This is a genomic window from Halomicrobium sp. HArcht1-1 (assembly GCF_058933285.1).
This window is the reverse complement of sequence record NZ_JBZYDL010000001.1, coordinates 835,375-862,132: the sequence shown is the minus strand read 5'-3', so window position 1 is coordinate 862,132 and position 26,758 is coordinate 835,375. Positions and strand designations below refer to the sequence as shown.

The 26,758-nt window shown below is 61.9% G+C and carries 22 protein-coding genes; 7 read left to right on the top strand and 15 right to left on the bottom strand.

Annotated features, from left to right (window positions below; all coding sequences use genetic code 11):
• Positions 1-131 precede the first annotated feature (131 nt).
• A complete protein-coding gene (gene hmgA / locus AC5FRZ_RS04660; RefSeq protein ID WP_493564010.1) occupies positions 132-1,343 on the bottom strand; it encodes a hydroxymethylglutaryl-CoA reductase (NADPH) in 1,212 nt (403 codons plus the stop codon).
• A 43-nt stretch (positions 1,344-1,386) separates the two neighbouring features.
• Positions 1,387-2,781 (bottom strand): hypothetical protein, encoded by a 1,395-nt coding sequence (locus tag AC5FRZ_RS04655; protein ID WP_493564009.1) that lies wholly within the window; start codon positions 2,779-2,781, stop codon positions 1,387-1,389.
• Between the two features lie 258 nt (positions 2,782-3,039).
• On the opposite strand from AC5FRZ_RS04655, the gene nadA reads away from it, so the two are divergent.
• From nadA to AC5FRZ_RS04635, 4 genes are all read left to right on the top strand, one after another.
• The gene (gene nadA / locus AC5FRZ_RS04650; RefSeq protein WP_170093599.1) at positions 3,040-4,170 is read left to right on the top strand and encodes a quinolinate synthase NadA; all 1,131 of its coding nucleotides are present in this window, start codon (positions 3,040-3,042) and stop codon (positions 4,168-4,170) included.
• Between the two features lie 3 nt (positions 4,171-4,173).
• Complete coding sequence (locus tag AC5FRZ_RS04645; RefSeq protein WP_493564008.1) at positions 4,174-5,832, top strand: L-aspartate oxidase; 1,659 nt, start codon at positions 4,174-4,176, stop codon at positions 5,830-5,832.
• Positions 5,832-6,647 carry a carboxylating nicotinate-nucleotide diphosphorylase gene (gene nadC / locus AC5FRZ_RS04640; RefSeq protein WP_208628827.1) on the top strand — a complete coding sequence of 272 codons (816 nt, stop codon included), beginning with the start codon at positions 5,832-5,834 and terminating at the stop codon, positions 6,645-6,647. The genes AC5FRZ_RS04645 and nadC overlap by 1 nt, the downstream gene beginning before the upstream one ends.
• A gap of 154 nt (positions 6,648-6,801) precedes the next feature.
• Positions 6,802-7,647, top strand: coding sequence for a hypothetical protein (locus tag AC5FRZ_RS04635; RefSeq protein WP_493564007.1), 846 nt, complete (start codon positions 6,802-6,804; stop codon positions 7,645-7,647).
• Positions 7,648-7,814: 167 nt separating this feature from the next.
• On the opposite strand, the gene AC5FRZ_RS04630 is transcribed toward AC5FRZ_RS04635, so the two are convergent.
• The 3 genes from AC5FRZ_RS04630 to AC5FRZ_RS04620 form a co-directional block, all read right to left on the bottom strand.
• Complete coding sequence (locus AC5FRZ_RS04630; RefSeq protein WP_493564006.1) at positions 7,815-9,257, bottom strand: carbohydrate-binding protein; 1,443 nt, start codon at positions 9,255-9,257, stop codon at positions 7,815-7,817.
• A gap of 271 nt (positions 9,258-9,528) precedes the next feature.
• Positions 9,529-11,097 carry a 2,3-bisphosphoglycerate-independent phosphoglycerate mutase gene (gene gpmI / locus AC5FRZ_RS04625; protein ID WP_493564005.1) on the bottom strand — a complete coding sequence of 523 codons (1,569 nt, stop codon included), beginning with the start codon at positions 11,095-11,097 and terminating at the stop codon, positions 9,529-9,531.
• A gap of 51 nt (positions 11,098-11,148) precedes the next feature.
• Complete coding sequence (locus AC5FRZ_RS04620) at positions 11,149-11,622, bottom strand: dihydrofolate reductase (RefSeq protein WP_493564004.1); 474 nt, start codon at positions 11,620-11,622, stop codon at positions 11,149-11,151.
• 128 nt (positions 11,623-11,750) lie between these two features.
• Here AC5FRZ_RS04620 and AC5FRZ_RS04615 point away from each other — a divergent pair, with 128 nt between their 5' ends.
• On the top strand, positions 11,751-12,761 hold the full coding sequence (locus AC5FRZ_RS04615; RefSeq protein WP_493564003.1) for an NAD-dependent epimerase/dehydratase family protein: 1,011 nt from the start codon (positions 11,751-11,753) through the stop codon (positions 12,759-12,761).
• A gap of 87 nt (positions 12,762-12,848) precedes the next feature.
• On the opposite strand, the gene AC5FRZ_RS04610 is transcribed toward AC5FRZ_RS04615, so the two are convergent.
• The 8 genes from AC5FRZ_RS04610 to AC5FRZ_RS04575 form a co-directional block, all read right to left on the bottom strand.
• A complete protein-coding gene (locus AC5FRZ_RS04610; protein WP_493564002.1) occupies positions 12,849-13,283 on the bottom strand; it encodes a VanZ family protein in 435 nt (144 codons plus the stop codon).
• Positions 13,284-13,359: 76 nt separating this feature from the next.
• Positions 13,360-14,373, bottom strand: coding sequence for an aldo/keto reductase (locus AC5FRZ_RS04605; protein WP_170093590.1), 1,014 nt, complete (start codon positions 14,371-14,373; stop codon positions 13,360-13,362).
• A gap of 120 nt (positions 14,374-14,493) precedes the next feature.
• Positions 14,494-15,588 carry a DUF4330 family protein gene (locus tag AC5FRZ_RS04600; protein WP_493564001.1) on the bottom strand — a complete coding sequence of 365 codons (1,095 nt, stop codon included), beginning with the start codon at positions 15,586-15,588 and terminating at the stop codon, positions 14,494-14,496.
• Between the two features lie 72 nt (positions 15,589-15,660).
• A complete protein-coding gene (locus AC5FRZ_RS04595; RefSeq protein WP_493564000.1) occupies positions 15,661-17,994 on the bottom strand; it encodes an STT3 domain-containing protein in 2,334 nt (777 codons plus the stop codon).
• 44 nt (positions 17,995-18,038) lie between these two features.
• Positions 18,039-18,428, bottom strand: coding sequence for a hypothetical protein (locus tag AC5FRZ_RS04590; protein WP_372479534.1), 390 nt, complete (start codon positions 18,426-18,428; stop codon positions 18,039-18,041).
• Between the two features lie 296 nt (positions 18,429-18,724).
• Positions 18,725-19,576 carry a class I SAM-dependent methyltransferase gene (locus AC5FRZ_RS04585; RefSeq protein ID WP_372479535.1) on the bottom strand — a complete coding sequence of 284 codons (852 nt, stop codon included), beginning with the start codon at positions 19,574-19,576 and terminating at the stop codon, positions 18,725-18,727.
• A 152-nt stretch (positions 19,577-19,728) separates the two neighbouring features.
• On the bottom strand, positions 19,729-20,583 hold the full coding sequence (locus tag AC5FRZ_RS04580) for a glycosyltransferase family 4 protein (protein WP_493563999.1): 855 nt from the start codon (positions 20,581-20,583) through the stop codon (positions 19,729-19,731).
• Positions 20,584-21,111: 528 nt separating this feature from the next.
• On the bottom strand, positions 21,112-21,816 hold the full coding sequence (locus AC5FRZ_RS04575) for a methionyl-tRNA formyltransferase (protein ID WP_493563998.1): 705 nt from the start codon (positions 21,814-21,816) through the stop codon (positions 21,112-21,114).
• Positions 21,817-21,923: 107 nt separating this feature from the next.
• Between AC5FRZ_RS04575 and AC5FRZ_RS04570 the strand changes: the two genes are divergently transcribed.
• Both AC5FRZ_RS04570 and AC5FRZ_RS04565 read left to right on the top strand, forming a co-directional pair.
• Positions 21,924-22,916: an NAD-dependent epimerase/dehydratase family protein gene (locus tag AC5FRZ_RS04570; RefSeq protein WP_493563997.1), complete on the top strand. Its 993-nt coding sequence runs from the start codon at positions 21,924-21,926 to the stop codon at positions 22,914-22,916.
• 3 nt (positions 22,917-22,919) lie between these two features.
• The gene (locus AC5FRZ_RS04565; RefSeq protein WP_493563996.1) at positions 22,920-24,032 is read left to right on the top strand and encodes a DegT/DnrJ/EryC1/StrS family aminotransferase; all 1,113 of its coding nucleotides are present in this window, start codon (positions 22,920-22,922) and stop codon (positions 24,030-24,032) included.
• 115 nt (positions 24,033-24,147) lie between these two features.
• On the opposite strand, the gene AC5FRZ_RS04560 is transcribed toward AC5FRZ_RS04565, so the two are convergent.
• Together AC5FRZ_RS04560 and AC5FRZ_RS04555 are read right to left on the bottom strand one after the other, a co-directional pair.
• Positions 24,148-25,590, bottom strand: coding sequence for a lipopolysaccharide biosynthesis protein (locus AC5FRZ_RS04560; protein WP_493563995.1), 1,443 nt, complete (start codon positions 25,588-25,590; stop codon positions 24,148-24,150).
• 215 nt (positions 25,591-25,805) lie between these two features.
• On the bottom strand, positions 25,806-26,711 hold the full coding sequence (locus tag AC5FRZ_RS04555; RefSeq protein WP_493563994.1) for a glycosyltransferase family 2 protein: 906 nt from the start codon (positions 26,709-26,711) through the stop codon (positions 25,806-25,808).
• Positions 26,712-26,758: the final 47 nt, after the last annotated feature.

Here is a 26,758-nt window from a genome sequence, read left to right as displayed (position 1 = left end):
TATAAGTGTACTGGATTCGTTCAGTAAGATCAACCACGTGATTGGGTCGAAGAGACGACGACGAGCAAGACAGCAGCCGGAATAGCGGCGTTGTTGGGACGCTATCGATCGAAATCGACCAGGCGAGTCTGCTACCGACCGAGATCCTCGTGAGCACTGGAGAGGTGCCGCGAGGAGAGAGCCGCCAGCAGTGAGAGTTCGCCGGCCAGCGCCCCGGCGGCGATCACTTCCGCGAGGGCGTCGGCGTTGCTGCCCGCGGGGTCGCCGCCACCGGCGTAGCCCAGCACGTCCAGCCCCTCGGCCTGGGTCGGGAGGCTCGTGCCGCCGCCGACGGTGCCGACCTCCAGCGACGCCAGCGTCACCGAGGCGTACAGCCCGTCCTCGCGGGCGTCGACGGTCGTGATCGCGTTCGCGCCTTCGACGACCTGTGCGGCGTCCTGACCGGTCGCGAGGAAGGCCGCGGCGACGACGTTGGCCGCGTGGGCGTTGAAGCCGAGCGCCCCGGCCTTGGCCGAGCCCACGAGGTTCTTGCGCGTGTTTGCCTCGGCGATGGCCTCCGTAGTGGTCCCGAGTCGCTCCTCGACCTGTTCGTGGGGGATCAGCACGTCCGCGGCGACGGTGCGGCCCCGTCCCTCGACGGCGTTGATCGCGGCGGGCTTCTTGTCCGAACAGAGGTTTCCAGAGAGCGCGACCAGTTCGGCGGGCGTCTCGCGCTCGACGATCTCGCAGGCGGCCTCGGTCGCGATCGTCGCCATGTTCATCCCCATGGCGTCTTTGGTGTCGTAGGAGAACCGCAGGAAGACGTTGTCGCCGACGACGTAGGGAGTCACGTCCTGGAGTTCGCCGTGTCCGGTGGTCGCCTCGGCGGCCTCGGCGAGGGCCGCGACGTGTTCGCGCACCCAGGCCGACACCTCGCCGGCCGCGGCCACGTCCTCGACTTTGAAGACCGGCGCGCGCGTCATCCCCGACTTGAGCACGCGAGCGGTCGCACCGCCAGCGCGCCTGATCGTACTGACGCCGCGGTTGACACTGGCCACGAGCGCGCCCTCGGTCGTCGCCAGCGGGAGGTAGTGCTCGCCGTCGGCGGCGCTCCCGTCGACGGGGAGGGGGCCGACGACGCCCATCGGCACCTGGGCCGCGCCGATCATGTTCTCGACGTTGGGTTCGGCGTCGGCGGCTTCGAAGGTGTAATCGCCGACCGATTCGAGGTCGACGCCGGTCTCCTCGGCCAGCAGCCGTCGGCGTGCCCTCGCGGCGGTCTCGGCGTCGGCGTGCTCTTCGAGTTCGTAGAGGCGAAGCTCCCCCTCGCGGACGCGCGCTGCGAGCTCCTCGGCGTCGGTCATGGCCGAATGCTCGCGGGCGACTCCCCTAACAGTTCTGATCCGGTCAGGACAGGCGTTCGACCAGCTCGTCGGCCGTCACGGTCTCGCCGTCGAGTTCGATCCGGAAGGCAGCGTCACCGCCGGTGCGCTCGAAGGCGGTCAGGTCCCCGGTCACGAGGAAGGTGTCGCCGTAGCCGGGGTTGCCCGTGTACCCCGAGACGGTGACCGTCCCGTCGCCGCTGTCGGTGATCGTGTCGTTGTCTTCGGCGACGAGGTCGTCGGCCACGTCGACCGCTCGCTCGACCGACCCGTCGACGGTGAACTCGTAGCGCACCTCGCCCTGTTCGGTGGCGACGACGGCGACCTCGTGGGTGGTGGGTTCGTCGCCGCTGCCGTCCGCCCCACCGTCGTCGCTGGCACCGTCCGGGGAGCTGTCGACAGCGTCCGTGCTTTGGCTGACGACGCGCCGTTCCATCTCGCGGACGACGTAGTCGCCGTCGCCGCCGGTCTGTCTGATCTCCGTGATCGCGCCGTTGACCACGAACGAGTCGCCGTAGCCGGTGTTCCCGGTGAAGCCACTGACCGTCCACGTGCCGTCGTCGTTCCGGCTGATGGTGTCGTTGTCGCCGGCACCGATCCGGTCGTTGATCGTCGTCGGCCGGATCGGTCCGGTCGCGGTCAGCTCGTAGCTCACGTCGCCCTGGCTCGCTCCGACGACCTCGACGCAGCGTTCTTGGGGCGTCTCCGTGCCGAGTGTGGCGGCCTCGGCCACGTCGCTCCGGAGGTAGTGTCGGCGGTAGTCCTGGTCGGTTTCGATCTCGATGGCTTCGATCGTCTTGCCCGCGTGCTGGCCGCTCCCTCGGTAGACGTTCGGGACGGCGTCCATGCCGTCGGTGTCGCGGATGCCGGACAGTTCCGGGAAGTCGTCGGTGTCGCCCACGCCGTCCTCGCTGTAGCTCTGCTTCGTCTCGGTCGTACCGTCGACGAAGTGCAAGCGGACTCGCGAGGTCAGCACCGACGGCACGCCCCCAGAGAGGACGAACTCGCCCACGGGGACGTGGACGCTGGTGGCCGTAAACGTCGTGGCTCTGTGTCGACGCTGGCACGGGTCCGGGTTGTCGACCGTCTGCGTGCCGTTGATCGTGACCGAGTCGACGATTCGCCCCGGCGAGCCGTAGCGGACCGGCTCGCCGTCGTCGAGAGAGACTCCGTTGCTCGACTGGACGAAACTGCCGTCTTCGAAGGCGACCCGGACGGCGTCGATGCCGGTCGAGTCGGTAACCTCGACGTAGTCACAGCCGAGCGTGAACTGGCTGTCGCTTACCTGTGCCGTCGCGGTGCCGGCGACGCCAGCGGGTCCCACGAGCGCGCCCCCGAGTGTCACCCCCAGAAATGCCCGCCGTGTGCTCCCGTCAGACTCGCCGTTCGATTCGGGGTTACCGCCCGAATTGTTTCCCATACCCCTCGTCTCTCTCCGTGGGGCGGTTTGTTATTTGGAGCCAACCGCCGGCCGGCGATCGGTAAGCCCATCGTACCGAGGCTTCCGGGCCTCCGCGTGGCCCGTCGCTCGGCGGTCGCGAGCCGATTGTGTGCTAACAAACACCACGATGCTACAACGACGGCCATCGACTCCCAGAACGCCACCGTTCTCGTGTATTGAAGGTAAAATCTTTTCAATACGGAGTTCCGTAGGAAGAGACAACAGGGGTAGCCAGCTATGCCAGCAATGGAATCCGCGGAGTTCGAGACTGACCTCAGTCTCTTCAAGTACGACAACCTCGAACAGCTCCCGCCGGAGTACCGGGATCTCGGGGAGGACGAACGGACCGAGCGAATCGAGAGCGCGCTCGACACACTCGGGGACGACGTGGTGATCCTCGGACACAACTACCAGCGCCGCGAGATCGTCGAACACGCCGACTTCATCGGCGACTCCTACCAGCTGAGCAAGGAGGCGGCCAACGCCGACGCCGACTACGTGATCTTCGGCGGCGTGACGTTCATGGCCGAGTCCGCAGACATCATCACGGACGACGACCAGAGCGTGATCCTCCCGAGCATGGAGGCGTCCTGTCCGATGGCCGGCATGGCAGAGGCCCTCCAGGTCGACGCGGCGTGGGCCGAGTTGACCGCCGAGACCGACGCCAACGTCGTTCCGATCACGTACATGAACAGCTACGCCGACCTGAAGGCCTTCTGTGCCGAGCAGGGCGGGCTGGTCTGTACGTCCTCGAACGCGCACAAGGCCTTCGAGTACGCCTTCGAACAGGGCGACAAGGTCCTCTTCCTGCCCGACAAGCACCTGGGCGAGAACACGGCCCACCGGCTGGGGCTCGAAGACGAGATCGTCGAGTGGGACCCGTGGGACCCCGACTCCAAGGACGCCAGCAAGGCCGTCGCAAACGACATCATCCTCTGGGACGGCTACTGCCAGGTCCACGAGCGGTTCCGCGAGTCTCACATCGAACAGGTGCGCGAGGAGTACGACGACGCCAACGTCATCGTCCACCCCGAGTGTCGACGCGAGGTCGTCGAGGCGGCCGACGTGGCCGGCTCCACGGCCCAGATCTGTGAGGTCGTCGAGGAGGCCGATCCCGGCGACACCTGGGCGATCGGCACCGAAATCCACCTGACCCACCACCTCCAGCGGTGGCACCCCGAGGTGAACGTCGTCCCGCTGTGTGGCGAGGCCTGCATGGACTGCAACGCCATGCGACAGATCGACCCGAACTACCTCGCGTGGGTGCTCGAAGAGCTGGTGGCGGGCCGGGAGCGCAACGTCATCGAAGTCGCACCGCAGGAGAAAGAGCTTGCACAGGTCGCGCTCGACCGAATGCTGGAGATCTGAACCATGAGCGCAACGACGGACCACGAGACGGTCGACGTACTCGTCGTCGGGTCGGGGATCGCGGGCCTCGCTGCCGCCCTCGCCAGCGCACGCGAGGGCGAGGAGGTCGTCGTCGCCACGAAAGCGACCCGTCCCGAAGGTGCCTCCTCCTGGTGGGCTCAGGGCGGGATCGCCGTCTCCCGAGACCACCCCGAGCAGTTCAAGCAGGACATCCTCGCGGCCTCCGACGGCACGGCCGACCCCGACGCCGTCGACGTGCTCGTCGAGAACGCCAACGAGGCCGTCCGGGACGTGCTCGTCGAGACGTTGGACGTGAACTTCGACGGTGCGGACGAGCGAAGTGAGTCCGCAGACAGTGCGAGCGGCGCAGCCGAGAGCCGCGAGGACGACCAGCGGGAGTCCTCGGAACGAGCGAACGGCGACGAGAACTACGACTTCACCCGCGAGGCCGCCCACAGCGAGGACCGCATCCTCCACGTCGACGCCGCCACGGGCAAGCACATCCACGTCCCCTTCCTGCACTACCTCGACGACCACGACAACGTCGAGATTCGAGACGACACGGCGGCGCTGGAGCTGATCCGCCACGAGGGGCGCGTCCACGGAGCGATGCTCGAATCCGACGGCGACGCCGCGCCGCTGTACGCCGGTGCGACGGTGCTGGCGACCGGCGGGATCGGCGATCTGTTCACCCACTCGACGAACCCGACCGGGTCGACGGGCGACGGGATCGCCATGGCCGCACTGGCCGGCGCAGACGTGGCGGACATGGAGTACGTCCAGTTCCACCCGACCGTCTACGTGGGGGGCGAGCAGGGAGCCGACGCGGCCAGCGACGCGAGCGCGACGGGCGATGGCGGCGACCCGTTCCTCGTCAGCGAGGCCGTTCGCGGCGAAGGCGCGCTGCTGCGCAACGGTGCGGGCGAGCGGTTCATGCCCGACTACCACGACGACGCCGAACTCGCGCCCCGCGACGTGGTCGCCCGCGCGGTCGCCGCCGAGCGCGAGGCGACTGGCAGCGTCGTGCTGGACGTGAGCCCACTAGCGTTCGCCGCGGAGTTCCCCGGTCTCGCCGAGAAGTGCGACGACCGCGGGGTCGACTACACCGAGGGGATCCCGGTCGCGCCCGCCGAACACTTCCTCTGTGGCGGCGTCGCCGTCGACGACCGCGGGCGGACCAGTCTCGACCGGCTGTACGCCGTCGGCGAGTGCGCCCGGACCGGCGTCCACGGCGCGAACCGGCTGGCGTCGACGAGCCTGCTGGAGGGACTGGTCTGGGGCCTGCGTGCCGGGTCGGATGCGGCCGGGCACGCGCCGACGGTGATCGAAGCGCCGGAGCTGCTGGAGCGAGATCCCGACCTGCCCGAGGACTTCGCCCGCCAGAAGTTCCTGCGCCTGCGGCGCGTGATGGACGAGTACGTCGGCATCGAACGCGACCCCGCGGACCTGAACCGCGCACTGGGTGTCCTCCGGCGGCTCAAGGGCGAGGTCGACGCCTACGTCCGCACGCGCACCGCCCGGTCGCTGTACGAACTGCGCAACGCCAGCGTGACGGCGCTGCTGGTGACTCGCCACGCCATCGAGAACGACGAGAGCGTCGGGACCCACCACGTCGTCGAGGCCGACCCGACCGAAGAGCCCGAACCCCGGGCCGACGACTGATGCTGACCGACAGCGACATCGAGCGGTGGCTCCGGGAGGACGTGGGCCACCACGACGTGACCAACGACGTGCCCGGCGAGACCACCGGCCGACTCCTCGCCACGGAGTCCGGCGTCGCCGCCGGTCTCGACGCCGCGACGGCCGTCTTCGACTACCTCGACGTGACCGTGCGAGAGCGAATCGAGGACGGGACCGCCGTCGAGAGCGGCGACGTACTGCTCGCCGTCGAGGGACCGGCGCGGGCGATCCTGCGAGGCGAGCGCGTCGCCGTCAACGTCGCCGGCCACGCGTCGGGAATCGCGACGAAGACCGACGCCGCGGTCGCCGCCGCCCGCGCGGTCGACGACGAGGTTCGCGTCGCGGCGACACGCAAGACCACGCCCGGACTGCGCGGCGTCGAGAAGCGCGCCGTCGCGGCTGCCGGCGGTGACACCCACCGGCTCGACCTCTCGCACATGGTGATGGTCAAGGACAACCACGTCGCCGAGCTGGGGCTGGACGGAGCGATCGAGCAGTTCCGCGAGCGGGCCTCCTTCGCGACGCGGCTCGACGTAGAAGTCGAGACGCCCGAGGACGCGCCCCGAGCGGCCGCGGCCGGCGCAGATGTCGTCCTGCTGGACAACATGCCCCCCGGCGAAACGCGCGAGGCCGTCGCGTTGCTCCGCGAGAGCGACGCCGCGGCGCTGGCGGAGGCCTCGGGCGGGATCACCGTCGAGACGGTGCCCGACTACGCCGCGACCGGCGTCGACGTGATCTCGATGGGATCGCTGACTCACTCCGCGCCGACGCTGGATCTGTCCTTTCGGACCGGGTGAGATCGACGCCACAGCGGGAGCCGCGTGGGCCGACGACGCCACGGGCAGGCATCGATCACCCGCGCACGTTGGGGGGACCGTTACGTTTATGCGACGTATCGCTGATAGTTCGATCGAGGCAGTGGACGCTGAGGACAACGACGAGTAGGGACACATGGCGTCGGAAAACAACGAGATAGCCGCGCTCGCCGACGATCTCCTCCAGCGACCGCTCTCTGCCGTCTGCGACACGGCGGAGACGGTCCACCACGTCCTGACCAACAGGCGCGTCGGACTCACGAGAGGCGGCGACGAGACGACGGTGATCGAACCCGGCACGGCCTACGGTGCCGTCGCCGCGATCACGGACCGTCGGCTCCTGTTTCTCGTCGGCGTGCCGCCCGACCAAGAGACGGACTTCTGCGCGGAAGTCGCCTACGACGACGTCGAGACCGTCGAGAAACGGACTGAGACCCTGACACAGTCACTCGTCGTCGAGACGGGGACCGACCGCTTCGAGTTCACCGCTCACAAGCCCCGCGCGGTCGACGCGGCCGTCGACGTGCTGGAGTCGACGCTCGCCGAGCACGTCCTCGATCGGGCCAGCGCCCACCACGAGTCCGCGCGCGAGGCCACAGAGCCCGCCGACAGCGCCACAGAGCTGGAAGCGGCGCTCGACGCGTACCGCCGCGCGGCCACGCTGCTGGGCGACGAGGACGAGCCGGTCAGCGACGCCGAACGGGCGGCCCGCGAGGACGCCGAGACCGTGCTCGCGCGACTCGTCGCCGCCCACCGAGAGCACGCGGCGGCGTGTGCAGACGCCGCCGACTGGGAACTGGCGGCCGACAACGACGAATCGGCCTACGAACTGCTCGTCGACGCACGCGAGGCCTACGACCGGGCACTCGAACTCGCACGGGCGTACCCGCCAGGCGATCCCGACGCGATCGAACGCGAACGCGCGGCCGTCGTCGAGAGCCTGGAGCCGCTGAAGGTGCGATTCGCCGTCGCGAACGCCTGAGCGAACCGCCACAGTGTGTCGGCTACGGAGCTCGAACGGATGGACGCACCGATCGCACGGCCGTCGTGCGATCCGTGCCTCGATGTTCATACTACCGGCTGTACATCTGTGACCGATTTCGCCACCCCGGGGTAGCGAAGATCGTCACGAAGTGACAGCCGGCAGTATCAGCTGTCGCTCGTGAACGCGTCGAAGATCGACGAGAACTCGTAGGGTTCCTGGTCGATCTGGCTGCTCTCGTAGAGCGCGCTCCCCTCGCCGTTGTCGCGGACGAGCTCCCAGAACGACAGCCACCGGAGGTTCTTCTCCTGGGCGAAATCGAGCACCGTCTGTGCGTCCGCGGGGTAGAACACGTTCGAATCGACGTCGTTCTGGCCGATCATCGGCGTCAGGCCGATGGTGTTCCAGCGCTCTGTGGCCGACCGATCCGGATAGATGTCGGCCAGCTGTCCGTGGACGCTCTCGGCGGCGTCGACGACGGTCTCGCCGTTCAGTTCGAACGCCGAGCCGTAGTTCATCGTCATGAGGTTCACGGCGTCGAGTTCGACGCCGCGCTGGGCCGCGTCTTCGAGCACGAACAGCACGTCGTTGCTCGACTGCTCGGGGAGCCCGCTGGGCATCACCGGCAGCGTGTACGAGATCGACAGCTCCGGGTACTCTGCCTGGAGCAAAGCGAGTGCCTCGTTCCGGCGTTCGATGACTTCGGGATTGTCCCGGATGTGTTGCTCCTCGTCGAAGTCGATGAACTGCGCGTCGAGCCGATTGACGACGGTCGCGTACTTCTCTTTGAGCGTGCTCGCGCTCGTCACCGCCTCCGCGAGGTACGTGCCACTGAGACCGCCGAAGGAGACGATGACCTCACCGTCGTGGTCGGCCCGGAGGTCGGCGATCTGGCCCTGCATGTCGAGGCGTTCGCCGCTCTCGCCGACGATCAGGTTCGAGTCGCCGGCCCACGCCGGCTCGCCCCCGGCGGAGTTGACGAACGCGAGCGTGAAGTACTTCGTCCCGGCGTGCGAGACCGCGTCGGTGAGCGCCTGCTGGTCGTCCAGGGCCACGTCGACGAACGGGGCGAAGACGTTCTCCGGGATCGCGCCCGGTGTACCCGTGTCCCCGTCCGAATCGTCGCTGCCGTCGTCACCGCTGCCGTCGTCCCCACCGCCACCGTCTACGGGACCGACTTCGTCCCACGGTCCACCGGCGTCGGGCTTGTCTCCTCGGGTCCACCACTGGGCCTCGTAGATGGTCCCCTCGTAGACGACCCGATCGCCGCCGGTGTACGTGGTCCCGGCGTCCCAGGCCGGATAGTCGGTCTCCTCGCCACCGTCTGTGCCGTCGTCGCTCCCGTCGTCGCTCCCCCCGTCGCTCCCGTCGTCGGAGCCACCGTCCGAAGAGTCGACGACGTTCCACGGCCCCCACTGGGTGCTACCGGGTTCGTCGCCCTGTGTCCACCACTGGGCCTCGTAGATCGTCCCCTCGTAGACGACCCGGTCACCCTCCGAGTAGGTCGCGCTCGCGTCCCACGTCGGGTACTCTTGCTGTGCCGATGCCGCGCCGACGCCCGTGAGCCCCACGAGCGCCGATAGTGATCGTACGTACGTCCGTCGTCGCATGTGTGATCCCTCGACGGCCGGGACGGCAGTACGACGGCGACACCGATCGGGCAGCTGCCAGTGCCCCCAACATCCGGACACCCCGATGGCCGCGACCGTAGCGGACGCCCGACCGCGACAGTACTATGGTGTTTCGCCGGCTAAAAATTAATCATTTATAGTGTGTATTTCTGTCGAACAGCGCGGAAACGCGGGACGACGACCGCCGGTCGTGCGTCGATACGAAACGCCGGGCCGGTCGACGACGGCCACGGACGGCCGACCAGTGCCGTCACTCGATCAGCGGCTCGCCGGTCATCGCGTCGGGCTGATCGATCCCCAGCAGCGACAGCATCGTCGGCGCGAGATCCGCGAGCGTCCCGCCGTCGCGGGCCTCCCGGCCCGCCGCCGTCCCGTCGGGGCCGAGGTAGACGAACGGGACCGGATTGAGCGTGTGGGCCGTGTGTGGGTCCTCGGCGGTCCCCATGTCGTCGGCGTTGCCGTGGTCGGCACAGACGAGGACGTGACCGCCGGCCTCGGTGATCGCCTCGACCATGCGTCCGAGCTGCTCGTCGACGGCCTCGACGGCCGCGGTGGCGGCCTCGAAGTCGCCGGTGTGGCCCACCATGTCGGCGTTGGCGTAGTTACAGACCATCGCGTCCGGGTCGTCGTCCTCGATGACCTCGATGGCGGTGTCGGTGACTGCGGGTGCGCTCATCTCCGGTTGCTGGTCGTAGGTCGGCACGTCCGGGCTCTCGACGATCCGGCGGATCTCACCGTCGAACTCGACCTCGCGGCCGCCGTTGAGGAAGTAGGTGACGTGGGCGTACTTCTCGGTCTCGGCCAGGCGAAGCTGCGTGTGGCCGGTCTCGGCCAGCACCTCGCCGAGCACGTCCTCGGGCTGGTTGGGCGGGTAGGCCACCGGGAGGTCGAAGGTCGCGTCGTACTGGGTCATGGTGACCAGCCGGACCTCCGGCGGTTCCGTGTCGCCGCCCCAGTCCTCTGGGCGAACGTCGCCCAGCATGCGCGTGAGCTGACGCGCGCGGTCCGAGCGGAAGTTGAAGAAGATCACGGCGTCGCCGTCGTCGAGCGCCGGCCGGCCCTGCCCACTGCTCTGGCGTTCGCCGCCGGGAGTCTGTCGAGGCTCGCCCTCGACCAGCGTCGGCTCGACGAACTCGTCGGTGTCGCCCCGATCGTAGGAGTCGGTGACCGCTTCGACCGCCGTGTCGGCGCTGTGGGCGGCCTCGCGCGAGACGATCGCGTCGTAGGCCCGGCGGGTGCGCTCCCAGTTCTGGTCTCGGTCCATCGCGTAGTAGCGCCCGGCGACGGTGGCGACGTGGCCCGTTCCACGCTCCGCGGCGTGGGCCTGGAGTTCGGCGAGGTACTCCTCGCCGCCGGTCGGCGAGGTGTCCCGGCCGTCGGTGAAGGCGTGGGTGACCGCCTCGACGCCGCGGTCGGCGGCGAAGTCGATCAGCGCGTGGAGGTGCTTCTGGTAGGAGTGGACGCCGCCGTCAGAGACCAGCCCCATGAAGTGGACCGCGCCGTCGTTGGCCTCGGCGTAGTCGAAGGCCGATTCCAGGCGGTCGTTCTCGAAGAAGGTGCCGTCTGCGATCCCGTCGGTGACGCGGGCAGAGTCCTGCTTGACGACGCGGCCGGCCCCGATGTTGAGGTGGCCGACCTCGGAGTTGCCCATCTGGCCCTCGGGGAGGCCGACGCGACGCCCGTGGGTTTCGAGCGTGCTGTCGGCACCGATCTCGCGGTATCGGTCGACGTTTGGCGTGTCGGCCGCGGCGACCGCGTCCCGGGTGTCCGTGTCGGGGTTCAGTCCCCAGCCGTCCAGAATGACGAGTCCGACTTCCATATCGGGTCGGTGGCGGGGCCGCCCTAAGATACTGTCGGGTGTCGGTGGCGCTCACACGGCGGGTTCCCACGTTTCGAGCGTGTATCCGTCGTACGGCGTCTCGTCGACGAGTGTCCACGCCTCGCGGTCGAACGCCGGGAACGTCGCGTCGCCCTCGTACTCGCCGTCGACGCGGCTCAGCAACATCCGGTCGTACCGCGGCAGGAACGCCTCGTAGACCCCGGCACCGCCCAGCACGTACAGCACCGGATCGCCGCGCTCGCGGGCGAGATCGATCGCCGCGTCGACGCTCGCCGCGTGCGTCGCCGTCTCGGCCTCGAAGGAACGCTCGCTCCGACTCAAGACGAGCTGTCGCGCGCCGGGCAGTTCCTCGAACATCTCGAAGGTCTTGCGGCCGAGCACGACGGTGTCGTCGGCGACTCGCTCGCGGTAGCGCCGGGACTCGTGGGGGAGGTGCCAGGGGAGTCGGTCGCCGTCGCCGATGACGCCGTTTTCGCCGACCGCCGCGACTGCGATGATCTCCATGCGCGACCGTTGGGTCTGGGACTACTACTCTCCACCGCCGCCGGTCGATCCCGAGCGCGACCCAGCGCCCGCCCGGACGCCGCGGCCGCGTGACGATGCTTTATCCCCCTGCGGTCGCTCCCACCGGCATGGACGTACTCGTCATCGGCGGCACCGGACTGATCAGCACGGCCGTCTCGCGCCAGCTCGTCGCGGCCGGCCACGAAGTGACCTGTTTCACTCGCGGGGAGACCGACGCCGAGTTGCCGGACGCGGTGTCGTTCGTCCACGGCGACCGCGACGACGACGCCGCCCTGGAGCGGGCCCGCGACGCGGTCGGGCCCGACTGCGTGATCGACATGGTCTGTTTCGCCCCCGCACAGGCCGAGGCCGCCGTCGAGATCTTCGCGGGGATCGAGCAGTACGTCTTCTGTTCGACGGTCGACGTGTACCACCGCCCGCTGGCGACCAACCCCGTCACGGAAGACGCCGCCCGCGAGCCGGCCGTCAGCGAGTACGGCGCGAACAAGGCCGCCTGCGAGGATCGCTTCCTGGCCGCCCACGACGACGGCGCGTTCGCCGCCACCGTGCTCCGCCCGTGGAGCACCTACGGCGAAGGCGGGCCGGTGCTCCACACGCTCGGCGTCGGCACCTACTACGTCGACCGGATCCGGAAGGGCAAGCCCATCGTCGTCCACGGCGACGGCCAGTCGCTGTGGGGCCCGTGCCACCGCGACGACGTGGCCGCGGCGTTCGTCGCCGCCGTCGGCAACGGAGCCGCGTACGGCGAGTGCTACCATGTCACCAGCGAGGAGGTGATCACCTGGAACCAGTACCACAGAACCGTCGCCGACGCGCTGGACGCTCCCGAGCCCGACCTCGTCCACGTTCCGACGACCGTCCTCGCCGACGCCGTCCCGGACCGCACGGCGATGCTGCGCGATCACTTCCAGTTCTCGACGGTGTTCGACAACAGCAAGGCGAGACGGGACCTGGACTTCGAGTACACCGTCAGCTTCGAGGACGGGGTTCGTCGGACCGTCGAGCGACTCGACGCCGAAGACCGGATCGAACCCTGGGACAGCGAGAACGACGACGAGCTGATCGCGGCGTGGCGCGACGCCACCGCCGACTTTCGTGCATCGTTCGAACGGTCGTGACGGCCGGCCTTCATACGGAACGTTGTCGTTGCGTACCGGTGTGCGACGAGGGAGACGCTCACCGGTACATCGCTACAACGGTCCGTATCAGTCGACGATCGCGGACGCCCACTCCGACAGTGACACGAACGAGAGGCGATCGCGGAGGAGGAACCACGGACTCGCCAGCGCCGCCCCGAGCGCGTTGGCGTAGGCGTCTCCCAGCCCGAAGTAGCGGTTGGGCAGGAACCACTGCCAGATCTCGATGCCGAGGCCGTAGGCCACGGTGATCCCGAGCACGAACACCGCGAGTCGGCCGGTCGACCACCGCCAGGTACTCGTGGCGTACGCCAGTGTCCCACCGAAGGCGGCGTACGCGAGGAAGTGACGCCACTTGTCCAGCGGGAGGAGATCGAAGGGCTTGACGACCGGCTCTCCCGGCGGCGCGACGACCACCGAGAGCGTGAAGATCACACCACCCACCACGGCGACGGCGAGCCACCGGAGCCACGACGGCAACAGCGGGACGCGAAAAGCACTCATTGGCTTCGTTGCCGACAGAGAGGGGTAAAAGCGATGTGGTCGCGGGCGACGCGCTCGTGGCGACGAGTCGTCCGTATCAGGCGTTCGTCTTGTACAGGTTGCCGTCGTCGTCGTAGCGGGCCTCGAAGATCCGGTCGAACTGGTCGTCGGAGATCGTCACGTCGATCGCCCCAAGGTTCTCGTCGAGCTGGTCGACGGTCCGCGCGCCGACGATCGGGACGCAGTCGAAGTCGGGCTGGTCCATCAGCCAGCGCAGAGCGACCTGTGCCGGCGAGGCGTCGACCTCCTCGGCGACGGCCCGGACCTCGTCGAGGACGTGCCAGCCCCGTTCCGAGACGTAGAAATCGAGGAAGCGATCGTCGAACTGGGCACGCGTGTCTTCGGGCGCGTCCAGCTCGTAGGTCCCGTCGCCCGCACGCTCGTACTTGCCGGTGAGGAAGCCACCGGCCAGCGGCGAGTACGGACAGACCGCGAGGTTCTGGTCGGCACACACGTCGAGGTACTCGGCCACGTCCTCGTAGTAGGCGGCGTGAAAGAGGGGCTGGGTGACGGTGAACGCCTCGTAGTTGTTCACGTCGGCCTTCCACAGGCCCTTGGTGAGCTTCCATGCGTCGGCCGTCGACAGGCCGACATTGTGGACCTTGCCCTCGCTAACGAGGTCGTCGACGGCGCGCAGCGTCTGCTCGATCGGCGTGTCGTCGTCGAACCGGTGCAGGTAGAGAACGTCGAGGTAATCCGTGCCGAGCCGATCGAGCGATCCCTCGACCTCCGCGCGGACGTTCTTCTTCGAGAGGTTCTCCTGGAAGCGCGAGACCGTCGACCAGAAGCACTTCGAGGCGATGACGTAGTCCTCCCGGTCCCGGTCTTCGAGCCACTCGCCGATCCACCGCTCGGAGTCGCCGCCGCCGTAGCCGTTTGCGGTGTCGATGAAGTTGCCGCCGCGCTCGGCGAAGGCGTCGAGCAGCTCGTGGGCGTCCTCGCGGTCCGTCTCGACGACGCCGCTGTCCTCGTGTTCCTTGCCGAAGCGCCACGTCCCGAGACAGATCGGCGATACCTGCAGTCCCGTCGTGCCGAGTCGTCGGTAGTGCATACAGGCACGTCTGAGAACGCGAAGGGGATAACTGGGCGGGGTCCGTGTGAAATGGTGCCAGCACACGAACGACCGCCGACGAGGAGTGCTGCGGATCGTCGACAAGAGGACGAGCAGCGGTTACAGCGACACGATCGTCGCACGGACCGTTACGTCGCCGAGATCGAGGACGATCTCGCTGTCATATTGGAGGGGCTCGCCTTTGAACGTGAGACCGGCCGCCGTCTCACGGACCGAGAGGGTCGCTTCGATCGTGAGATCCCGTTTCGTGGGGTGGTCACGCGCGTAGACCTCACCGTCGTCGCTGGTCGTGACGACGGTCGCGTTCACCCGATCGACGCTCTCGACGCGAGCGATCGTCGTGCCACCAGCTGTCTCGGTCCCACCCGCGTCGACGGCCGACGCGAGGCTCTGGGAGACGTTCTCCAACTCGACTGTCACCGTTCGGGTCGTCGCTTCGCCGCGTTGCTCGGTCGCACCGACGCGCTCGACGGTCCCGTCCAGCTCGTACGCGGCCGTCTCGAAGGGAATCGAAGCGCCCTCTCGGACCGGGATCGTCCCGAAGTTCGGCCCCCCATCATGCCGTGTCGTCGTCAGCGTGAGGCCGACGTAGACCCGCTTTCGCTCGGATCGGTTCGTGCCGTAGACCGACACTGACTCGACGGTCCCCACGTCTCGACCGGCGATCCGATAGGTGTCGCCCTCGGCGATCTCGGCGGCCGTATCTGCACTCACCGTGTCGCGAACGAGGACCTGTGACCGCTGGGCCGTGGTGAACGTGTTCTCACCACCGAGGTCGCGAATGACGCCACTCACCCGGTAGGTTTCGGTGCTGATGTCGATCGTTCGACCCAGCCGCGGGGGCTCACCGTCGTAGTCGATCCCTCCGTCGCGCGCGATCCCCCGAAGCTCGGCGCGAACGAGGACCCGCGTGCCCGAGTCGGCAGGCCCAAAGGAGAGATCCGTGATTGTGAGCCGCGTCGTCCCCGTCGGCGCGTAGCTGTCGTTCTCCCGCAACTGTGCCACGATGTACCCCGGCTGTGACCCGAGATCCAGCGTGACGTTCGTCGTCGCACGGTCGAGCTCCGGCTCTTCTTGCTCCCCGAAGACGACCACACCGCCTGCGATCACAACAGCGAGGATCAGCGCCACGACGAACGCATCGATCACGTTGACGCGCCCGAAGAGGTTCCCCTCGTCGTCGATGAGTTGCATTCGCTTCGGAGTATCAGGCCGTTTCAAAAGCTCTTTCGCTACCGTAACGTCGTCAGTCGGTTTCTGTTACGCTCACTGTTGACCGACGCCGAGACGCGTCCCATTCACGACTGCCTCTTCCGAGACGACGGCTGTGTGAGCGTCGCCGCCAGCCGTGATCGTGTACGTCCCGGGATTGGCGACACGGACGCTGTAGTTCCCGTCCGCGTCGGCCGTGGTCTGGCGTTCGTACGTGAACGATGCGCCCGGAACCGTCACGTTCGATCGTACTGTGACCGTCTCGTTGGGTGCCGTCTGGCCAGTCACGTTCGCGCCCGGAACGACCTGGTACGTGATCTTTTGGCCCTCAGACGAGACGTGGAGGGCTCTGAAGTGAGCGAGACCGCCGTGGTCAGGACTCCGACTACCGTAGTCGTCGGTGAGATGGGAGTACGTCGTTTCGGCGCTCGCGTTGCGGTCCGTAGAGAGGACGACGTAACCGACCCGGCCGTCGAACTCCTCGTACCACTGATCGGCATCTCGACTACGGGCGAACTCACCGTACGTCTGCCGTGCGTAGCTGTAGCTCTCGGATTCGCCGTTGACGAAGTAGTTGTACACGCGGTTACGGCCCCACCGGCTCAGGACGTAGTTGTCCGGGTATGACTCGTCGAGGTCCGCCGAGTGGTTCGCGATGTGGACAGCGCTCTGGTACGTGCTGTCCTCGATCGTAACCTGAGCGGTCTTTACGGGGACCTGAACGATCCCGAGACTACCGACCAGGAGGAAGAGAACGGCGAGTGTCCCGAGTGTCCGGCGATCGGGGACGGACAGTGTCGGGAGCGTCTCGGGAACGGTGCGACCGTCGAGCGGTTCGATCGCGTCGACCCAGGCAGCCAGCCGGACGAAGCCGATGCCAGCAAACACCGCGAGGAACTGGGAGAGTTCGCCGACGAAGCGGACCGAGAGAGTCGCAAGTCCGAGAAAGTACCAGACGTAGACCACCGGAACGACCCAGACGGAGTGAGTGCGTGCTCGCTGCACCCCCCAGACCATCGCCGGGAACGCGATCACCAGCGTGAAACCGAGCAACAGGAACCCAGCCAGCGAGTCAAGTGTGAACAGTCCGACCGTCTCGGCGATGTTACGCTCGGCGGTGAGTCGCATCGCACCGCTGGTGAGTGCGTTCCAGTCGTCCGGACGTGTGTATCTGAAGGCGAGGACGCCGAGCGGAAACAGGATCCCGTCGACTGCAAGCAGGTGTCGGACGTTACCGGTCGTTCTGTTTACGAGTGTCGCAGTTCCGACTGCGCCGAGAGAGACACCGAGTACGACGAGCGGAGCGAAAGCGACACGAGGTGTGTGCCAGTCGACGACGACGTGAACGACGACACTGAGTACAGTCGCGACAGTGAGTCCCACGACCATAGGGAGCCCGGCGACGATCGGGCTCCGCACTTCGTCGACGGCCGCGATCGTTATCCCGACGACGACCAGTGCGACAGCTACGGTCACGAGCGGTGACGCGTCCCACGCGATCGTCTGCCCGGCGACTGCGACACCGAGACCGAGCGTCGCGAGCCACGTCCGTGGCGACGAGAGCGTCTCCCGATCGGTCTCCGCAAGGACGGCGAGTGCGAACGCCGTGGCCGTCAGCCACAGATAATCGAATGCGTGGTGGTCTGCATACCCCACACTGGTGCGGAGTGCGTGGCCGGGAACGACGGCAAAGAGGAGGACGGCCGCGAGACCGACCCGTCGGTCGCTGGTGACGGTGACGGCAAGCAGATAGACGAAAAGTGCCGTAACGACCGTCGAGACAACGGGATACCACGCCATCACGTCGCCGACGGCGGCCGCACCGTCACCGAGGAGTGCCGCGAACCACCACAACGTGGCGACGAACAGTGGCTCACCGTTCGTGACATTCGCCGGCAGTGCCGAGAGTGCGTCGAAGCTGAGGGCGGAACCACCCTCCCGCAAAACGACCTCTACCCAGTAGCGGTAGTAGTACGGATCGTTTCCCGAGAGGACGACGTTGCCGTCACGGTAGATCGACGAGAGCGGATGAACGCGAACGAGTGCGACGAACGCGAGTGCGATGGTGAGCGCGCTGGCCGCCGTTCGGTCGAACGTCGGCCACCCGAACGTAGACAGCGAGTCGCCGAGATCGGATGCCGTCATTTCCTCCGAAGACTCCCCCGAGAGTGCCGCTACAGTGGCGTCTGGATCCGCGAGCCGATACTCGTCACCGACAGACTCGACGACGCCACTGGCGACCAACTCTCCGAACGGACCGGAGTCGATCGGAACGTCCTCGAAGGACCACGTCTCGTGCCGTTCGTCGACCTCGAGAACAGTATCGAGGGCGTCACGGAGATCCGGGCGCTCGTCGAGAACTGCGTTCACGTCGCCCTCGTCGCTCATACACGGTGATGTCCGCTGGCCAGAATAAAGTCACCGACTCGTCGTCACTTCGACTCGTTTTTGCCGGAGAGGTCCGGTGGTTCGAAGAGTGCTTTTGTGACCCGGCCGGATCGACTGTCGGCGAGTTCCGCGAGCGTCCAGTCGACACGGAGGCCGAGTAAGGAAACGACCCACGCGACGAGGAGTGCTGCCAACGTGGAGGACGACGTTTCCGGTGGAGTGAGAACGAATCTAAGCGTCTGGACGAGCAACACGGCGAGTACGAGGGTGCTCGCGAGTTTGACCGGTGTCTGGCGAATGGCGTCATTCAGGCGACTGGTAAACTGTTGAAACACAGACTCATCCCACGCTCGTTCGATATGTGGGACGATCCCATCGAGAGCCCGAATCACCGGGCCGGCGATATACGTCTCCCGGAGATCAACGACGATCACTTCTGGTTGCGGCTCTCCAGTGAACCAACTGACTAGTGATGCGTTTCGAGCTACCGAACCAAGCCACCGACAAGCACACCGCAGATCAGAGCCGCGGTATGTGGTGGTCAACCTCCGCTTGAGCGTACGGGAGTATCCGAGAACTCGAGACGAACTCCGATCGCTGCCGTCCATTCAGTCTGATGTCGATGTACACCCTTATACGCATTTTCGTACGATACCGCACAGTGATCGAGCATTTGTTCTATACTGCCGATGCAATGAGAAATAAGATGGTGTGTCCAACAGTTGGGACGTTACATCCGAACGATACCGATGCCGCCCCAGGTCTGTTTTGGATGTGATATGATCTCTTCAGTATCGTAATTGCGAGAGAGTTCAGCCCAGAACTCGTCAACGTTGCAATCCGGGTGTGACACTCCCCAAGAAAGGTGCCTTTCTTCGATATCGTCGACAGTTCTTCTGCGTTGTTCGATTACAGCCTCCCTGTCTGGGTGGTTGACAATGTCGTGGAGTGCAACGATACCGCCGTCGTTCACCAACTGGCTATACATCTCGAAATCCTGCTTAACCCCCTGATAGCTGTGGTCGCCATCTAAAAATAGAAAGTCCAGCCCATCGTCCGCAATGTTATCCACTTGTTCGTATACGCCTGACCGATGTGAGTTGTCTCGAACGAAGTGGAATTCCTTCGAGGGAGAGAATTCCCGGAATATTTCGGCTTTTCGTTCGCCGTAACCACCGCCAAATTGTCCATCGGGTAAGTCTAAGCTTATTAATTGTTGTGTGCTATCGAGGTATCTACTCCAAACATAAAGAGTGCCTCCATTGGCGGTACCGATCTCTAGGACGCTCTTTGGTTGCTCCTCTTTTATTATAGATGCGAGCTCTTCGATTTCGTCTCTCAACTGCATCATAGCTATTTGATACGGAGGATATCCAGGTTTAACCCCCAGTACGGTATCTAGAATGTCGTCGAGACCGTCTTCGTCTCCCATACGCTTGCGGAGTTCTTCGAGTGTTCGATCATATAGGAGACTTTTGCCGAAGGAAGTTTGTCGAAGTAGATATAGTGCAGATTTTTTAGCTAAAGGCATCGGGCCCCCATTCTCGAGTTCGTCGATAGCAGAGGACACTTTCGAAGTCATATCCACAGTAGGCCGTTCGAGGATAATAATGCATGTGATTTGATCAACCGCTGTAGTTCGGACGAAATCGAAGAACGTGGGTACACACAGTTGCCTACTGACCGAACGACGAGGTCAGGTGACCAGATCACAGTCCGTGACAGTTGTCGGTGTTACTTACTCTCTTTAATTACATCCAACCACATTTCAGACACTTTTTCTTGGCTGAATCGTTCTTTGACTACTTTCCGTCCTTCGATACCCATCTCTTCACAGCGACGCTGATTGTTTGCAAGAGTGACTAATTCGTCTTCGAACTCGTCAATATCCGCTTCCGGAATTAGAACGCCAATATCGTCATTGAGGATTGACCTTGGTCCAGCATGGTCGGTGGCGACCACTGGTGTCCCACATGATAAAGATTCCACCATTACCGCGCCAAAATACTCTTCCCACGTTTCGGTTCTCCTCACTGGATGAGCAAGAACAGTCGCCTGGTTATAGATTTCTACAAGGCGATCTTGATCACCGATGAAACCAAAGTACTCGACGTTGGAGAATTGTTGTTCTCTTTTTTCGACACTTCCTTTCAGAGGTCCATCGCCACAAAACCAGAAGTCAATATCAGGATTGTTAGACGCGATTTCGAGCAAGTGTTCGATTCCTTTTTCGGGGACGAGTCGCCCGACGAACAGTACCGTCGGAGTAGCTCGTCGTTCTACCGACTCAAGGGGTCGAAAGGTCTCTGTATTGGGAACGGCAGGTGACGGGACAACCGTACTCATCACACCCAGTTCCTCGCGTAAAGACTGTTGTGCGGATTCAGTGTACGTTATTACACTCGTATTGTCGCTGCTGAGATATTGTTCCCAGATTTTTCGTCTAAACGGGACATCTAATACGGATCCAGAAGTAAAGTGATCGCGTTTCCACTGCACCTCCGAAATAAAGAACGTTGTACGTTTCCCGACGAGACTCGCCAGCCAAAATGGAACGATAATCGGATGATACTGTTGAATAGCGACCATCCACTCCCATCCGAAGAACCTACGTATATAATTTGATATATATTTTTTCGGATTCAGATAAAGATCCCTAGAATTTATCGTCTCATACGACTCTATTTCACCCCTCTCTGCGAGGTAGTCCCAAATTCGATACATGTATCCAGCCTCCTCTTTTTCGGTGAACCAAAAAAACAGCTTTAATTTATCTCTCATAGATTATGCTCGAGTGTGCCTACTACGAGGACGACAGGTAGATCGATATCCTCGGCAATCGTAAGCGGACAAAGTCATGAAGCGCAACTCCAGTAGTAGTCCCAGTATCGAACGGCTTCGGGCGTTCAATCCACGAAACACCCGGTCTCTTTGTACGTTCGGTGTCACAGACACACAATATCGGCTGATACAATTAGTAGTTCATATTTCGCACGAGATTACGACATCACGGCAGATCAGTCCAACCAATACTGCTGAACTTTCTAAACCGAGGTGCTGATGGGATCGAGAGCTCAAAACAGAGTAGAAGACAATGAATTCGAGAGGGGGTCTCGCTCAATACTCGCTGATAAACCCCTCAGTTTCTTGCTTGTCTGATGCCTTCGAGATGTCAACTTCAACGTAGTACTTTTCACCATCAACTTCTATATATGCGTTATCGAACGGCGGAAAGGTAAGTGCCCGGAGAATATCTAACAACTCCTTGGCTTCGTACGTCTCGTCGCTTTTGATCTCACACAGTTGTTTGAAATCTTCTTTCAGATGTGATGTCGCTACATCGTCATCCTGAGATACCGGTTCAATATTGTCTGACTCAATATCCGGCCAGGTCTCTTTGAACAGATTAACTGCGGCACTCGTAATATTGTCATACAGTGACTTGCCAGTGTCGTCAAACGACTTTTCGACTCTTTGGCGTGCAATTATATCTCCACTGTCGACCTCTTCTTCCATGTAGTGGATAGAGGCACCTGCAGGAAGATTCTCAACGATGCTCCATACGTTCGGATTGTAGCCGCGAGTATGGGGAAGGTACCCCGGATGAATGTTGATACATCCTTTGTCCGGAATCCGGAGAATTTCCGGCTGGAGAATCTCACCGAAACCGGCCGCAACGATCACATCAACTTCCACCTGCTCAAGTAGATTCAGCTGACTGCTGTCAGTGATGAGAACATTCACACTCACCGATTCCCGATCGCAGAGCCAGTTGTAGATCTCCCATCCGAACTCGTTAATCCCGAGAAAAGCGAGGTTCATACATCATCACTGCATGACCTCTCGAATAAATCTTCTGAGAACGGGGAGACGTTGCGATCGAAGCAACCAGAAGATATTAAATCCTCCATCAAAAATCTCTGATAACAGTGACTACGTATCTCATAACTGGCGGAGAAGGGTTTATCGGATACCATATATGTCAAGAGCTAACGGACAGGGGAGAACAGGTCGTCACCTATGATGCCCAGAAACACTATATTCCGCTGGACGAGAGCTATTGGCCAAAATATCAGCAATATCGAAAAGAATCCATCGACGAAGAACACGTCACTCAGATTCGCGGCGATACAACTGATCGCGGGCTATTGAAAGAGACCCTAGAGACGTACGAGCCAGATTATATTCTCCACCTTGCTGCCTTGCCAATCGCGAACGTCTCGAACAAGTATCCGGAAGAGGCACGGCGGAATATCTTAGAGGGAACATTGACACTTTTAGATGTTCTTCGGGAGGTTGAGTTCGATTTCGAACGCGTCGTCTATACGTCTTCGAGCATGGTGTACGGTAACTTCCCGCAAGACGAAGACGACAATATCATTCCGGCGAGTGAAGACGACAACTGTAGTCCACTGGGTATTTACGGGAGTATGAAGCTTAGTGGGGAACACATCACCCGTGCATATGGCCACCGATTTGATCTGCCATATTCGATCGTTCGTCCATCGGCTGTCTACGGTCCGACAGACTGTAATCGCCGCGTAACTGAAATATTCCTAACAAACGCACTCAAGGGGGAACGGCTCCGCCTCGACAACGGTGGCTATCATAAACTGGATTTCACATACGTCAAGGATGTCGTAAAAGGCTTCCTCCTGGCCGCTGAACACCCGAATGCCGAAAAAGAGACGTTCAACATCACGAGGGGAGAAGGGCGGAGCATTCGGGAACTCGCAGAAACGATTCAAGATCTCGTTCCGAACACGGAAACGTACGTCAAGGAAAAAAACGTGTACCGGCCAAATAGGGGAGGGCTCGATATTAGTAAGGCCCGTAACCTGATTGGCTATTCTCCAGAATATTCGCTCGAAGAGGGGATGCAGGAGTATTATAACTTCGTGACATCAATGGACGTAGAGTAAAGCATGACGGACAACAAAGAGGATCTGTGGCTGTTCAAGTCGTACTCTGACGAAGACGATATCGCAGCAGTTACTGATGTCATCGAACGAGGAACGTGGTGGGCAAAAGGGTCCGAGATAGCGGAATTCGAAGAGTTGATTTCAAATCGAGCAGGATGCGAGTACGGTATCGCGTTCAATTCCGGAACATCGGCATTATACGCAAATCTGGTTGCCAACGGTGTCACTTCTGGAGAAGTGATTGTTCCATCGTTCACGTTCCCCGCGACGGCGAATGCAGTAGTAGCAGCGGGCGCAAAACCGGTTTTCGCGGATATCGAACGTGACTCACTGGCACTGGATCCAGAGAGTGTGTCTGAAAAAATCACCGACGACACGAAGGCAATAATGCCGATTCACTTTGCCGGGGATGTCTGTGCGGAGATACGCACACTCCAGCAACTGGCGGCAGACAACGACCTGCTACTGTTCGAAGATGCATGCCATTCTCTCGGTGCGACACTCGACGACGATCCGGCCGGGTCGTTCGGCAAATCGGCGACTTTGAGTTTCTGTTTCAACAAACTCATAACGACCGGTGAAGGTGGGATGGTCGTCACAGACTCGGACGAACTACGGGAGGAACTCGAGTTGATCCGGTCTCACGGACGCAACGAGGAGAAGGTTTACGTTACGTACGGGCACAACTTCAGGATGTCTTCAATGACGGCCGCTCTGGGAGTCTCTCAGGCAAAAAAGCTCGACTTCGTAATTTCCCGCCGTCGAGAGATGGCAGAGTACCTCAATTCGCGCCTCAGCGATATCACCGGTATCCAGTGTCCGGTCTTTCCGGACCAGCGCAACAGCGTCTATCAGCTGTATAATCTTTTGCTCGACGATCCCTCCGTCCAAGCAGACCTGATGGAGCATCTAGACGATAAAGGAATCCCGAGTCGCATCACATACAGTCCAGTCCATCTCACACAGTATTATCAAAAAGACTGGGGGTGGCAGCGAGGTGATCTGCCAGTCACCGAAGAAATTTCCAGCCGGATCGTCACGTTACCGTTCCACCTCGACCTGTCTGAAAGGGATCTTAATCGAATCGCGACAGCGGTTCGCTCGTTCTTTGAGTGAACACGTAGCGGCCATCTTGTCCGTATGGTTCGTCAAAGCTGCAAGATTTGCGAGCGCTTGCGAAAATGAGACAGCGACCATACTTGTCCAGTCTACAACATAGCTGAGCGGATGCCTACCGAGATTTGTCGGTAATGAATTCGATCTCTTCTCTCGTTATCCCACCCAGGAGATAGAGTGTTGTTCCGAATACGCATGCACCGGTGATAATAGAGACCACCAACCGAAGTGAGCTACCTCCGAGTAGTGTGTCGACGACGGGTACCATAACTGCCGTTGCAGCCATCGTCTTTGCCAAGAGTTCCCAGTCGAACTTGGGCCTGATTTCTCTCGAGGTGGCCACGTACAGGGTCAACGCGACGACGACGTAAGCGATAACTGTTGACACGGCTGCACCGACGATTCCAATCCGCGGTAGCAGCAGCACGTTTCCACCGAGATTCAAGAAACCGGCGATGATCCAAACACCGCTAATGAAGCCAGTACGCTCTGTAAGTAAGAGCGGTTGCGTGGATATTTCACTGAGGCTAAACGCTGCGATGCTCAGGACGACTATCGGGAGCACAGCCGCACCAGCCTCAGCGATCGAAGGTGTCGAGACGATACTGAGAACTGGTGTTCGAACCATCGAAAGGCCGACAATAGAAGGTGGAAGAAGTGCTGTCAGAACTCGCCCAGATTGGGTCAAGTACACTTGACACGCCTGTTTACTATCGTTTTCGAATAATTGTGGTAACGATGTCGAAACGACAGTCATCAACGGCTGGACGAGTAATCGCAACCCCATCGCAACAGTGTACGCAGCCGAGTAGTAACCAACAGCCGATGCACCGATGTAGAAGCTGATGAGGAAACGATCAGACGAATCGATAAACCAACGCGAAAGACTCCATGGAAGTGTTTTCAGACTATATCGGATATACTGAACCTCCCGACTCGGATGTCCCACGAGCGGGATTCCGATAATCGCGATAACCGCTCCGAATGACACCACCGCACCGACGGCACGTGCTCCGAGAAGTCCAACGAGAACGTGGATGATACCATATCCGGTGAAGGCAATGGCAACGACCGCAACGATCTCGAGTAACCGCTGGCCGGTGTCGAGAACTGACCAGAGTTTCAGGTGTTGTCGAGCGCGAACGACACGGATGTTGAACTGAAAAAGAACTGATGGAACCACGGCTATCGAAGCTACTACGACCGCCAGTTCGTACCCTTTGAAGACGGTCGTTGCTAACACATCACTCGCGAGAACGAACAGGAGACAGATTGCAACGGAAACAACCAGTACAAAAACAGTCAAATTCCCTACCAGTAGTCGTGCTTCTCTGTCAGATTCTCCTGGTAAGTAGCGTAGAATTCCGGCCATGAGAGAGAAAGACGCGACAGGGAGCACGAGTTGTATCAAGAGCAAGGCGAGGACCCAGACACCGTATCCTTCGGGACCGAGAAACTTCGTGAGTGCTGGCAAAAAAATGAATCCACGAACCTTTTTAAGCGCGTTCGCCACGGTGACGAGGCCTAAGTCAGAGAGTAGCTTGCTTGAGTCAATCATATTCCTACCTGGACTCGTCCGTCGATCGATGATCGAATATTGTTGTCGTACTGACCCTTTTCGGAGGGTCCACGCATCTACACGACGGTCTTGACCTGACTTTCGCTCTCGCCTCGTATGTTTTCCCCGATACTACCCTCGTCGATGAGGAATGCTCGAAAGTGATCGATTGTGGGTCAAGCCACCGAGTGTCTTATACTCATCTGCCAACCGCTTTATCGACACACCCGCTCAAACAGTGATCGAAGTGCACCACAGAGACTACCCCGGGTCGTTTCGTACGCCGTGGACGGGGTTCGACTTCCGAGGAGAACCAGTCCCCACGTAACGACCGTTTGCAACAACAGATTGACCACGAGAACCCGGACGTACTCACGTAACGGAAGATGGCGTCCGGCCACAATGTAGAGATTTCGAGCGTAATAATATTGCAGGGGCGCTTCTTGAGACACTGATTCACAGTGCCAGGCGAGACAACCGGGAACAAAAATCGTCTCGTATCCAGCACGCTCCATCTTTAGTGTCAGATCTGCCTCTTCCCACTGAATGAAGAGATCATCGGCGATACCGTCGACGCTTTCATAGATTGCTCTATCGATCAACATTCCCGATCCCCTAACGCTGTCTACACCCCTTATGCTATCGGAAGGAGGTCCGTATCGGAAACGAAACTTCCAGTCGAAGTCGGCACCTCGACCATCAATCTCGCCGGAGGGACGGAGGATTATCCCAGTGGCTGCGCCGACATCTTTGCGCGTGGAAATCGAACGCAACAGTCCGTAGCACCAAGATTCCTCGACGAGCATATCCGGATTCGAGACGAACACGTACGGTGCCGCTGCGTGGTCAATTCCGATATTCACCGCGGTTCCCCAACCGACATTCGTGTCGTTCTCTATACATTTGACCGACGGATACTCTTCGTTCAGGAACTGTGTAGAACCGTCTGTAGAATTATTGTCGACAACGATGATGTCCCGAAGGTATCCCTCTCGTTTGAACGAGAGCCACCGGTCGAGGGCCGGCCCGAGGTTTTGCTTCCCATTATAATTGACCATAACGACATCAGCTTTGGCATCCAGTTCGTCCGGATCAGGAGTGATAGGAGCGTATGGATGCATTTCAGGGACTCTCTCCTCGAGATTTAGATGACGATACCTGCACTGGC